Source organism: Achromobacter colocynthidis (assembly GCF_057334535.1).
The window spans coordinates 382,824-395,449 of record NZ_JBHFIZ010000035.1 but is presented as its reverse complement, the minus strand read 5'-3'; the positions used below and the strand labels follow the sequence as shown (position 1 = coordinate 395,449).

Genomic DNA, 12,626 nt, shown 5'->3' with positions numbered 1-12,626 from the left:
TTCAGCCTTGGTGCGTGAAGAACAGGGTGGCAAGCGGCGGCAAGGTCAGCGACAGCGACTGGGCGTGGCCGTGGGCGGCCTGATCCGATGACTGCGCGGCGCCCTGGTTGCCTTGGCCCGAACCGCCGTACCAGCCGGCGTCGGTGTTTAGGGATTCGGTCCAGCGCCCGCCCAGGGGCACGCCGCCGCGGTAGCCGTGGCGGGTGACGGGGGTGAAGTTGCAGACGGCCAGCATCAAGGACGAGCGGCCCCGGCGCAGGAACGCCGCCACGCTGTTGTCGGCGTCGTCCATGACCAGCCAGGCAAAGCCGTCGGGGTCGGTGTCTTGCTCGTGCAGCGCGGGCGATTCGCGATACAACCTGTTCAGGTCGGCCACCAGGCGCTGCACGCCCTTGTGGCCTGCGTCGTCAAGCAGGCTCCAGTTCAGCGAGGCGTCGTGATTCCATTCGGCGGGCTGGGCCAGTTCGCCGCCCATGAACAGCAGCTTCTTGCCGGGGTGCGCCCACATGAAGCCCAGGTAGGCGCGCAGGTTCGCCAGCTTGGTGGCGGTGTCGCCCGGCATCTTGTTCAGAAGCGAGCCCTTGCCGTGCACCACCTCGTCATGCGAGAGCGGCAGGATGAAGCGTTCGGAATAGGCGTAGGCCATGCCGAAGGTGATGTCGTGATGATGGTATTTGCGATGGACCGGGTCTTCGTGCATGTAGCGCAGCGTGTCGTGCATCCAGCCCATGTTCCATTTGTAGTGAAAGCCCAGGCCGCCCTCGGCCACCGGCGCGGTCACGCCCGGCCAGGCGGTGGACTCTTCGGCCACCACGATGGCGTCGGGCGCCTGTTCGCGCACCGTGGTGTTCAGTTCGCGCAGGAAGGCCACGGCTTCCAGGTTTTCGCGGCCGCCGTGTACGTTGGGGATCCATTCGCCGGGTTGGCGGCTGTAGTCACGGTAGAGCATGGAGGCCACGGCATCCACGCGCAGCCCGTCAATATGGAATTCCCGCAGCCAGTGCACGGCGCTGGCGATCATGAAGGCTTTGACTTCGGTGCGGCCCAGGTTGTAGACCAGCGTGTTCCAGTCGGGGTGATAGCCTTCGCGCGGGTCGGCGTATTCGTATAGCGGCGTGCCGTCAAAGCGCGCCAGCCCGTGGGCGTCATTCGGAAAGTGGGCGGGCACCCAGTCCAGAATGACGCCGATACCGGCGGCGTGGCAGCGGTCGACGAAGCGGGCGAAGGCGGCGGGCGGACCAAAGCGCGCGGACGGCGCGAACATACCCAGGGGTTGGTACCCCCAGGAGCCGCCGAAGGGATATTCCATGATCGGCATCAGCTCCACATGCGAGAACCCCATGGCTTCTGCGTAGGCGGGCAGCTTGTCGGCGAGCTGGTCCCAGACGCAGCGCTCGGCGTCGGGCGCGAGCCATGAGCCGGCGTGCACTTCGTAGATGGAAATGGGAGCGTGGCGCGCTTGGCGCTCTGCGCGGGAACGCATCCATGCGTCGTCCGTCCAGGAATAAGGGGTGGGGTCGTCAACGACCGAAGCGGTGGCCGGCGAGGGTTGGGCGCGGCGCGCCATCGGGTCGGCCTTGAATACGATGGCGCCCGAGTTGTCGGTAATGGCGAACTTGTAGCAATCGCCCGCCATGACGCCGGGGATGAACAGTTCCCACACGCCGGCAGCGTGGCGCAGGCGCATGGGGTGGCGGCGGGCATCCCAGCTATTGAAGTCGCCCACCACGGCAACGCGGCGCGCATTGGGCGCCCAGACCGCGCAGCGCAGCCCGGGCACGCCCTGCATGTCGTCCAGCCGCGCGCCCAGCACGGATAACGCGGCGCGCCAGTCGCCGCTGGCTAAGCCAGCCAGATCGGCGTCGGACAGCACCGGGCCGAAGGCGTAGGTGTCCGGCGTGAGTTGTTCGGTGTCGGGCCATTGGATGGCCAATTGGTACGAGCCCGGGTCGCCGGGGCGGGCGTCGGGGACGGCCCCGGTGTAGAGGCCTTCGCCTTGTTCATGCAGCGGCAGGCGGGCGCCGTCGGCAGTCACGACCGCGACCGCGCGCGCACCGGGCACCAGCGCGCGCACCACGCCATCGTGCGGACCCAGGACCGAGAACGGGTCCGCGTGCTGGCCCGTGGCCAAGGCCTGCAAGCTGGGGGGATCAAGCTGGCCCGCAGGCGGAGAAGACGGCGACGGAGCGCCGTTGTCATGAAGATTCATCGTGAGTGTTCCTCGGCGCTGATCGCCGCATCTTGCAAGAGTTCGCGGGCCAGCTCGGTCAGCGCGCACAGCGGAATGGAGATCCATTCGGGGCGGTGAGCGGCTTCATAGCTGACTTCGTAGGCGGCCTTTTCCAGTTGCGCCAGCTTCAGCAGCGTGTCTTCTTGCGCGGCGGGCAGCGCAATCGCGGTGGAGGCGGCCTCTTGATAGCCCACCAGGAAGGCCTCGACCGCGCGCGAGCCAAAGCGCGCCAGCAGCGTGTCGCGCAAGTCCTGCGGCACGCCCGGGGCGGCGGACGAATCCCCGGGGCCCGCGTTGGCGTCGGTGGGCGCGCCGCCCATCGGGTCGCTACGGGCCACCGACGCGGCGGCATAGTCGAACGAACGCAGCATGCCGGCCACGTCCTTGTACGGCGTCGTCACGCTGCGGCGGGCCTCCAGCGTCTGGATGGGCTCGCCTTCGAAGTCGATCAGGTAGGCGTCCGTCTGCGCCACCAGCACCTGGCCCAGATGGAAGTCACCGTGTACGCGGATGAGCGGCGCGCCCGTCAGCGCCTGCGCCATGCCGTCCACCTGCTTGACCAGGCGGCCATGATGTTCAAACAACCATTGCGCGCAGGCGTGCGACGGCGGCTCCAGCCGGTCCTGCGCGGCGCGCAGGTCTTGTTCAGCGCGATCCAGTTGCGCGATGATGCGCGCGGCGTGCGCCTGGGCGTCTTCCGTGGTGGCGGTGTGGACGGGAAAGGCGGGGTCGTCCGTGGCTAGTGCCAGCGTATTGTGCAGCTCGGCCAGGCGGCGGCCAATGGTGCTGGCCATGACCGTATAGCCTTCCAGGCTGGCTTCGAATTCCTCGGGGCTGTGGCCGCCCAGCAGCGCGGCGCCCAGCGTCCGTTTCAGATAGTCCAGCGTCCAGGTCCAGGCGTCGCCCTCGTTGGTGACGAAGGCGTGCAGCACGGCCAGCGTGTGGGGCACGCCGTCGGCGTCTACGCGCAGCACCTCGCCCAGCAGGGCGGGAATATTGGCGTAGCCCGCGCGCGTCAGGTGGCGCGAGATTTCCACTTCGGGCGATATGCCGGGCTGTACGTTGCGGATCAGCTTCAGGATGGCTTGCCCGCCGACGATGACCGAACTGTTGGACTGTTCCGCGCTGATCCATTGCAAGGCGGGCTCGTCGCCGAAGTCCAGGTCGGCCAGGGCGGGTTCCGGCAGGCAACGGATGATGCCGGGCTTGTCGCCGGGTTTGCCGCCGTCGCGCCCGTCCAGCGCCTGGCTGGCGCGCAAGGCCTCGATCACGCCCTGCACGAAGCCGGGTTGTAGAAAGGCGTCGGCCAGGGTGCCGACTTCGGCGCCCCGGCGCACGCGCGCAATGGGGTATTGCACCTGGGCGGTTTCGTCCCAGATCAGCACGAAGGGCGCCTGGACACGCAGGGGGTGATCGTTGACCGCCGCGTTGGCGTTGTTGGCATCAGTGCCGCTGCCGCCGTCGCCGCTGCCGTCCTCGGGTTCCACTTCGGCCCAGTAGTACTCGCCGCCATTGGCATGAAACGGCGTGGCGTAGGCCAGCCGGGCGCGCGACGGCGCCGTGGACCCCGGAAACCAGCGCTGGCGCGCCAGGTATTCGGGCAGCACTTCCTTTTCCAGCGTGCTGCGCGACGCATCCGTCAACGCCGCGCCACCGCGCGACTTCAAGACCAGCGTCGTCAGCTCGGGCATCTGTTCGGGCGCGCTGGCATGCCAGCCCGGTGGGGCGGCGTCGGAGCTCAAATCCATCCAGTAAAAGCCATAAGGCGGCAGCGTCAGCAGATAAGGCAGTTCGCCGATCGCCGGGAACGGCGTGCCGCCCAGCATTTCCACCGGCACGCGGCCGCTGAACGCTTGCAGCGGCAGTTCCACGGGCTGCGCCGCATTGGACAGGTTGGCCACGCACAGGATGATGGTGTCGTTCCATTGGCGCAGGTACGCCAGAATCTTGCGGTTGCCGGGCTGGATGAAGCGCAGCGTGCCGCGGCCGAAGGCGTGGGTCTGGCGGCGCTGCGCCAGCATGCGGCGCGTCCAGTTCAGCAGGGAATGCGGGTCGCGCTGCTGGGCCTCGACGTTGACGGCCTCGTAACCGTACAGCGGCCCCATCAGCACGGGTAGCGGCAGGCGCTCGGGGTCGGCGCGCGAGAAACCGCCGTTGCGGTCGGGCGACCATTGCATGGGCGTGCGCACGCCGTCGCGGTCGCCCAGGTGCACGTTGTCGCCCATGCCCAGTTCGTCGCCGTAATACAGCACCGGCGTGCCGGGCATCGACAAGAGCAGGCTGTTCATCAGTTCCACCCGGCGGCGGTCGCGTTCCAGCAAGGGGGCCAGGCGGCGGCGGATGCCCAGGTTGATGCGGGCGCGCGTGTCGGCGGCATAGACGCTCCACAGATAGTCGCGTTCACGGCTAGTCACCATTTCCAGCGTCAGCTCGTCATGGTTACGCAGAAAGATGGCCCATTGGCAGGTTTCGGGTATGTCCGGCGTCTGCCGGATGATGTCGGTGATGGGAAAGCGGTCTTCCTGCGCAATGGCCATGTACATGCGCGGCATCAGCGGAAAGTGGAACGACATATGGCATTCGTCGCCGGTGCCGAAATATTCCTGCGCGTCCTCGGGCCATTGGTTGGCTTCAGCCAGCAGCAGGCGGTTGGGATATTCCTGGTCGATCACCGCGCGTATCTGCTTCAGCACCTGGTGCGTTTCCGGCAGGTTCTCGTTGTTGGTGCCTTCGCGTTCCACCAGATACGGCACGGCGTCCAGACGCAGCCCGTCCACGCCCATGTCCAGCCAATAGCGCATCACCGACAGCACTTCCTTCAGCACCTGCGGGTTGTCGTAGTTCAGATCGGGCTGATGCGAATAGAAGCGGTGCCAGAAGTAGGCGTTGGCTTCGGGGTCCCAGGTCCAGTTGGACTTTTCCGTGTCGCAAAAAATGATGCGGGTGCCGGCATAGGCCTTGTCGTTGTCGGACCACACGTAGAAATTGCGCGCCGCCGAACCGGGGCGCGAGGTGCGCGCCCGCTGAAACCAGCGGTGCTGGTCCGACGTATGGTTGACCACCAATTCGGTAATGACGCGCAAGCCGCGCGCATGCGCCTCGCGGATCAGTTTGCGCACGTCGGCCACGGTGCCGTAGTCGGGGTGCACGCCCCGGTAGTCGGCAATGTCATAGCCGTCGTCGCGCCGTGGCGCCGGGTAGAACGGCAGCAGCCAGATCGTGTTCACGCCCAGGCTGGCGATGTAGTCCAGCTTCATGATCAGGCCGGGGACGTCGCCCACCCCATCGTCATTCGAGTCGAAGAACGACTTCACATGCAACTGGTAGATGACGGCGTCCTTGTACCAAAGACCGTCATCTTTCTGGGGGTGGGTTTCACTGATCATATTGGGCTCCAGGCGCGGTCAACCATGCAGGGACAGGCGCCAGACTCGATAGGGTTGGTCGGGGGACAGCGTCACGGTGCGCGTCGCGTCGCGCCAGGTGTCGCGGCTGTCCGTCAGCAGGTCTTCGACTTCAAGGTGCGCGGGCCGGGCTTCACCGAACAACCAGAAGGGCACCTCCAGATGCGTGGTTTGCGAGTGGAAAGGGTCCAGGCTGATGGCGGTGAACACCACGTTGCCCAAGCCGGGCGTGGCCTTCACGAAGGCCAGCACGCGGTCGTTGCCGCTGGGTATTGCCGTCAGCCCGCGATGTGTTTGCAGGGCGGGGTTGGCGCGGCGGATCTGGTTCAGGCGCGCGATTTCGGCGCGGATGTTGCCGGGGGCACGCCAGTCGCGCTGGCGCAGCTCGTACTTTTCGGAATCCAGGTATTCCTCTTTGCCCGGCACCGGCGCGGCCTCGCACAGTTCAAAGCCGCTGTAGACGCCCCACAGGCCCGAGCCCATGGCGGCCAAGGCGCCCCGGATCAAGAAGCCGGGGCGGCCCGAGGTCTGCAAGAACACCGGGTTGATGTCAGGTGTGTTCACGAAGAAGTGCGGCCGGAAAAAATCAGCGGGCGGCGGGTGCGAGATTTCTTCCAGGTACGACTGCAACTCGGCGCGGTCATTGCGCCAGGTGAAGTACGTGTACGACTGCGTGAAGCCCACCTTGGCCAGCCGGTACATCATCTTGGGCTTGGTAAAGGCTTCGGACAGGAACAGCACGTCGGGATGCTGCCCATGCACTTCGGCAATCAGCCATTGCCAGAAGGGCAGCGGCTTGGTGTGCGGGTTGTCCACGCGGAAGATGCGCACGCCGTTGTCCACCCAGAACAGCACCACGTCGCGCAGCGCGCGCCACAGCGCCAGCTTGCGGGCGCGGCGCGGCGGGCCGCCATAGAAAGAGACGTTGACGATGTCCTGGTATTTCTTGGGCGGGTTCTCGGCATAGCGCAGCGACCCGTCGGGCCGCCACGAGAACCAATCGGGGTGCTCTTTCAGCCAGGGGTGGTCGGGCGAACATTGAATGGCGAAGTCCAGCGCCATTTCCAGACCGTGTTCTTGCGCGGCGCGCACCAGGCGCAAAAAGTCGGGCAGCGTGCCCAGCTTGGGTTCGATGGCGTCGTGCCCGCCGTCGGGTGAACCAATCGCATACGGGCTGCCCACATCGTCCGGGCCGGCGGTCAGCGCATTGTTGCGGCCCTTGCGGTTGCTTAGGCCGATCGGGTGGATGGGCGGCAGGTACAGCACGTCGAAGCCCATTTCCTGGATGTCGGGCAGGCGTTCGATCACGTCGTCAAACGTGCCGTGGCGGCCGGGCTCGCGGGCTTGCGAACGCGGGAACAGTTCGTACCAGGCGCTATGGCAGGCTTGCGGCCGGTCCACCCAGATGGGGTAGGGGGCCGGCGTCACGGTTTCAAAGGGGCGGGCATCCAGCGCGCGCATGGCGGCGGCCAACTCGGGGCTGAGCAGCAGCGCGATGTGCGCCTCGGTGGGTTCCGTGCCCGCCTTCGGGTCGGGCAGGGTTTTCAACGCCTGCTTGACGACCGCCACGCTGTCGGCGGGATAGGCATGCTGGCTGGCGCGTTTGTCGGCTTCGCGCAGCAACTGCATGCCCTCGGCCACTTCAAGCTGTAGCGCAAGGCCGGCGTCGTGCTTGACCTCAAGGTCGTGGTGATAGGTCTGCCAAACGTCAAACCACGCCGCCACCTGGAATTCGTGCGGTCCGATTCGCCGGGGCCGAAAACTAGCCTGCCAGCGGTCGTTGGACAGCAGTTTTAGCGGCGTGCGTTTCCAGTTGGCTTCGTCGGCGGCGCGCCAGCGCACTTCGCCCGCGATGCGGTCGTGCCCATCCATCAGCAGGTCGGCCTGGACGGTGATGCGCTCATGCACCGTGCACTTCACGGGATGCGCGCCATCGTCCACGGCGGGCGACACGCTTTCGATGGCCACGCGCAGACCGGCCCCGCCTTCGGTGCGCGGGCCGGGGTGGCGCGAGGCCTCGCGCACGGGCGGCATGGGCGTCACGGACAGCAGCATGCAGGCGCCGGGCGGCAACGTGTCGCCGGCCAGGACGGGCGCGTCCGTCATGCGTTGGGGCAGGATGTCGCCGGGCGGCAGGCTAGGGGCCACCGCATCCCAATCGATGTGGGCGGGCTTGGCGTCGGCGGGGTTCAGGGCCAGCACGGCCGTTGCGCCGTCGGCGGTGTTGCGCAGGATCAGCGTGGCGCGGCCATCGCGGCCGCCCAGCACGCAAGGCAACCCCGCGGGCAACCCCGAGGGCAACCCCGTGGGCAGGTCCTGGCCGCTTAGCCATTGGTTGATGTCTGGAATCTGGGCGGGCGCGTCAATCTCGGTTTCCGTCGCCATCCAGCCATTCGCGGTAAAGGCGGCGGCCCAGGCGCCGCGTATATCCGCGTCAGGCCGGTTCGGGGCGTGGCCTTCCAGCGGCTGCGTGCTGGCCAGCACCGGCGCCACCCGCTGTAGCCGCGCGGCTTCTTCGGCCAGCCAGGCGGACTTGTAGTCCCACCAGGGCAAGGACGAAAACACGCCATCAAAACCGGCATCGCGCAGCGCGTCCAGTTGCGGCTGGGTCAGGCCGGGCGTCCACGCCAGGCAGCGGGGCGGGGAGGCATGTTGGCGCAGCGGGGCCAGCAGGTCGCGCCAGCTCGCGGCGGGCAGCGCCTGCGGCGATTCAAAGACAAAACCGGCCACGCCCGCGTCAACCCAGCGCAACAGCCGTTCGGCCCAGGCCTGCGCGAACTCGGGGGGCGGTTCGCGGTTCAGCGCCATCACGCCCCAGGTGCTCAGGGGCAGGCGCGGGTCGCGGGCGGGGTCGTCAGGCGGCGCGTGGTACCAGCCGGGCTGCGCGGTAGAGGCGCTGGCATCGACCGACACGCGGTCCAGCACCACCCGCAGCATCAGCATCAAGCCTTGCGCCGTGGCGGCGCGGGCCAGGCGGCCAAGACGCTCGGTGATGGGCTCGGTGCTATCGCCGGCCGGACTCAGGTCGGCATCGATGGGCGCCAGCGTGCGCGCATCGGCCGGCCGCAGCCAGGGCGGCGGAATCAGCACGGCATTGAAGCCAGCTTGCTGGATGCGGGCCAGCCGGGCTTGCAGCGTGGCGGGGTCGCCTGCCGTCGGCGCGCCGTCCGGCAAACCCAGGGGCGCGTGGCAGATGCGCAGCGCGGCGGGCAAAGAGGGGACGGGCGTCGAAGCAGCAGCCATGGGCATTCGCCTTGTCAGATGGGCATCGGCATGGAGCCGCGGGCCTGTCGGGTGCGCCGCTGGCGAGTGCCGGCAGCGCGGTCGGCAGAGGAAGCCGTGGCTGATTGCGTGGCGGACTGCGCGGCGGCTTGCACAGCGGTGTCGTCCGCGTCCGCGTCGGCGCGACCGGTCAGGGCTTGAAGCAGGTCTTCGTACGCACCCACGGCACGCTGCCAACTGAAGTCGGTGCTCATGGCGTTGCGCTGCATGGCGCGCCACAGCGTCGGGTGACGGCGCAGGTGCATGGCGCGCGACAAGGCATCGGCCATGGCGTCGGGGTGGTCGCCGTCAAACAACAGGCCGTTGGCGAACGCCATCGCGGTCAGTGGCGCGTCGGTACCTGGGTCTTCGATGGTGTCGGCCATGCCGCCCACGCGCGACCCGATCGGTACGGTGCCGTAGCGCATGGCGTACAGCGGCGTCAGGCCAAAGGGCTCGAAGCGGCTGCCGTGCAGCAGGATGTCGCCCCCGGCGTGCAGGCGATGCGCGCCCGCCTCGTTGTAGCCAATGTGCGTGGCGCAGCGCTGCGGGTAGCGGTCGGACAGCGCCTTCAGCGCGGCTTCCAGACGGCGGTCGCCCTGGCCAAGGATGGCGACCTGCATGTCCGGGTGGGCATCCAGGGCGCGCGGCAAGGCTTCGGCGGCAACGTCGGCCATCTTCTGGTCGGTCAGGCGGCTGCCCATCACCACCAGGCTGGCTTGCGGGTCGGCGGCCAAGCCGAATTCGCGTTGCAGCACGGTCTTGCACAGCCGCTTGTTGGCCAGATCGGCGGCGGTGTAGCGCAAGGGGCCCAGGTGCGGGTCGCGCGCCGGGTCCCACAGCACGGTGTCGATGCCGTTCGGAATGGCGATCAGGTCGGCGGCGCGCTCGCGCAGCAAGCCGTCCAGCCCGCAACCGAATGCCGGGGTCAGGATTTCGCGGGCGTAGGTGTGGCTGACGGTGGTGACGCGGTCGGCGTGAGCGATGCCGGCCTTCATGAAGTTCAGCTTGTTCCAGGCCACGCAGGCGTGCTCGCCCCGGAAGGCGGGGGCAATGCCGAAAGCGGCGGCATCCTCTAGCGGGAACTGGCCCTGGAATGCCATGTTGTGGATGGTCAGCACGGATTTCACGTCATCCAGGCCCGCCTGGCGCATCAGCATGGGGATCAGCGCCGCGTGCCAGTCGTGCGCATGCACCACATCGGGGCGCGCAAGCCCCGGCACGCCGCGTGCAATACGCACGGCAGCGTGCGACAGCGCGGCGTAGCGCAGCCCATTGTCCGGATGTTCCTGGCCATCTTCGTCCACATAGAGGCCGGCGCGGTCATAGAGCGCATCGTTTTCCAGCAGCAGGAAGGGCAGCTCGGACGCGGGGCATACCCCGGCCAGCAGGCGGGCGTCGCCGCCCGGCAGGTCTTCCAGCCGCGCCACTTCGCGCACGCCTTCCAGGCGCTTGGCGGCGCCTCGATAAGCGGGCAGCAAGACGGTAGCGGGCACGCCCCGCTGGACCAGCGCCCGCGCCATGCCGGTGATTGCATCGCCCAAGCCCCCGGTCTTTGCCAGGGGGAATGCTTCGGCAGCCACTATAAGAATTGTCGTCGCCATGCTTGTTGCTCCGGGAAGGTCGGAGGGCCGCTGAAAAAGTGGGCCCGATTCCGTAAGGCTTTCTTATGCGCAAGTGGCGTGCCCAAGACGGCGGGGCGAGGGCGGGCGCGGGCTTGAGCGCGGGCTAACCCCAGGGCGGGTCGGGGGGTTGCTGGCGTTTTTGCTGGCGTTTGTAAATTTGGGAGCAGCGCAACAAATTGCGTCTGGCGAGCGTTGGGGAGAGGCTGATTCGGCAGGACACCGAGGAGACGGGAATGCGGATTGCGGCGCGCCCGGATTCTGCTTTCCGTATGCCGAGCCATCCGGCCGGTACTCGGATTCAGCAACACCTGACCACAAGGAGCGCCAACGTGAAAACCGTTTCCGATTTTGTCCTCGCCCGCTTGGGCGAATGGGGCGTGCAGCGTGTGTTCGGCTATCCCGGCGATGGCATCAACGGCCTGATCGGCGCGTTTGGGAAAAACCAGGAATTGGAATTCGTCCAGGCACGCCACGAAGAAGGCGCGGCCTTCATGGCCTGCGCCCACGCCAAATTCACGGGGCAGGTCGGCGTGTGCCTGGCCACGTCCGGGCCGGGCGCCATCCACCTGCTTAACGGGCTGTACGACGCCAAGCTGGACCATCAACCCGTCGTGGCCATCGTGGGCCAACAGGCGCGCAGCGCGCTGGGCGGTGACTATCAGCAGGAGGTGGATCTGGTCAGCCTGTTCAAGGACGTGGCGCATGACTTCGTGCACATGGTCACGTCGCCGCTTCAGGCGCGCCACATGGTGGACCGCGCCATGCGTATCGCCATGGAACGGCGCGGCGTGACCTGCCTGATTTTTCCCAACGACGTGCAGGACCTGGAAGCCGTGGAGGCGCCGCCGCGCGAGCATGGCACGGTGCACACGGGCATAGGCCTGACGTCCCACGCGGCGGTGCCCCCGGAAGCCGCGCTGGATAACGCCGCCGCCATCCTGAACCAGGGCGAGCGCGTGGCGATGCTGGTGGGCGCGGGCGCGCTGGACGCGGGTGACGAGGTGCGCGCCGTGGCCGAACGGCTGGGCGCGGGCGTGGCCAAGGCCTTGCTGGGCAAGGCCGTGCTGCCGGACGCGCTGCCGTATGTGACCGGCGCCATCGGCCTGCTGGGCACGCAACCCAGTTGGGAAATGATGAACGAGTGCGACACCCTCTTGATGGTGGGCACGTCGTTCCCGTATGCCGAGTTCCTGCCCAAGGAAGGGCAGGCGCGCGCGGTGCAGATTGATGTAGACGGCCGCAAGCTCAGCCTGCGCTATCCGGTGGAAGTGGGCCTGGTGGGCGACGCCCGCCTGACCTTGCAGGCGCTGTTGCCCAAGCTGGAAACCAAGGCGTCTGACCGCTGGTTGAAGGGCATAGAAAAGCGGGTGTCGCGCTGGCGTGAAACCGTGGTGGCGCGCGCGATGGTCGAGGCCAAGGGCGTCAACCCCCAGCGCCCCTTCCTGGAACTGTCCAGCCGCTTGCCGGCGCACTGCATCGTCACCTGCGATTCGGGTTCCGCGGCCAGTTGGTACGCGCGCGACGTGCAATTGCGCGACGGCATGATGGGGTCGGTGTCGGGCGGGCTGGCCAGCATGGGCTGCGGCGTGCCCTATGCCCTGGCGGCCAAGCTGGCCCATCCGGGGCGCCCGGTCGTGGCGCTGGTGGGTGACGGCGCCATGCAGATGCTGGGCATCAACGAACTGATCACCATCGCGCACCGGTGGAAGGACTGGGCCGACCCGACGCTGGTGGTGCTGGTGCTGAACAACGGCGATCTGAACATGGTGACGTGGGAGCAGCGCGTAATGGGCGGCGACCCGCGTTTTCCGGATTCGCAATGGCTGCCGCCGTTCTCGTATGCGGACTACGGTCGCATGCTGGGCCTGGAGGGCATCCGCGTGACCGAACCCGACGACGTCGGCCCCGCTTGGGACCGTGCGCTGAACGCGGGCCGGCCCACCGTGCTGGAAGTGGTGACCGACCCCGAGGTGCCGCCGATGCCGCCGCACATTCCCCCCAAGCAGATTGCGGCCTACCTGACTGCACTGCGCAAGGAAGACATGGCCACCGGCGCCGCCGCGCTGCGCGCCACCATCAAGCAATGGTGGGCAAGCTGACGGAGGC

At 67.7% G+C, this 12,626-nt stretch carries 5 protein-coding genes; 1 reads left to right on the top strand and 4 read right to left on the bottom strand.

Annotated features, from left to right (window positions below; all coding sequences use genetic code 11):
• Nucleotide 1 precedes the first annotated feature (1 nt).
• Genes glgB through glgA form a run of 4 tightly spaced genes read right to left on the bottom strand, consistent with a single transcriptional unit; the run spans nucleotide 2 to nucleotide 10,499 of the window.
• Nucleotides 2-2,209: a 1,4-alpha-glucan branching protein GlgB gene (glgB, locus tag ACE04A_RS17575; RefSeq protein WP_485820348.1), complete on the bottom strand. Its 2,208-nt coding sequence runs from the start codon at nucleotides 2,207-2,209 to the stop codon at nucleotides 2-4.
• Nucleotides 2,206-5,616: a maltose alpha-D-glucosyltransferase gene (gene treS / locus ACE04A_RS17570; protein ID WP_485820347.1), complete on the bottom strand. Its 3,411-nt coding sequence runs from the start codon at nucleotides 5,614-5,616 to the stop codon at nucleotides 2,206-2,208. The genes glgB and treS overlap by 4 nt, the downstream gene beginning before the upstream one ends.
• A gap of 18 nt (nucleotides 5,617-5,634) precedes the next feature.
• A complete protein-coding gene (locus ACE04A_RS17565) occupies nucleotides 5,635-8,877 on the bottom strand; it encodes an alpha-1,4-glucan--maltose-1-phosphate maltosyltransferase (protein ID WP_448718886.1) in 3,243 nt (1,080 codons plus the stop codon).
• A 14-nt stretch (nucleotides 8,878-8,891) separates the two neighbouring features.
• On the bottom strand, nucleotides 8,892-10,499 hold the full coding sequence (gene glgA, locus ACE04A_RS17560; protein ID WP_485812690.1) for a glycogen synthase GlgA: 1,608 nt from the start codon (nucleotides 10,497-10,499) through the stop codon (nucleotides 8,892-8,894).
• A gap of 350 nt (nucleotides 10,500-10,849) precedes the next feature.
• On the opposite strand from glgA, the gene ACE04A_RS17555 reads away from it, so the two are divergent.
• The gene (locus ACE04A_RS17555) at nucleotides 10,850-12,619 is read left to right on the top strand and encodes a thiamine pyrophosphate-requiring protein (RefSeq protein WP_279996300.1); all 1,770 of its coding nucleotides are present in this window, start codon (nucleotides 10,850-10,852) and stop codon (nucleotides 12,617-12,619) included.
• Nucleotides 12,620-12,626 lie beyond the last annotated feature (7 nt).

Excerpts from the sequence above, each read along its gene's own strand:
- treS (WP_485820347.1), bottom strand. The coding sequence starts at position 5,616 with ATGATCAGTGAAACCCACCCCCAGAAAGATGACGGTCTTTGGTACAAG.
- ACE04A_RS17565 (WP_448718886.1), bottom strand. The coding sequence starts at position 8,877 with ATGGCTGCTGCTTCGACGCCCGTCCCCTCTTTGCCCGCCGCGCTGCGC.
- glgB (WP_485820348.1), bottom strand. The coding sequence starts at position 2,209 with ATGAATCTTCATGACAACGGCGCTCCGTCGCCGTCTTCTCCGCCTGCG.
- glgA (WP_485812690.1), bottom strand. The coding sequence starts at position 10,499 with ATGGCGACGACAATTCTTATAGTGGCTGCCGAAGCATTCCCCCTGGCA.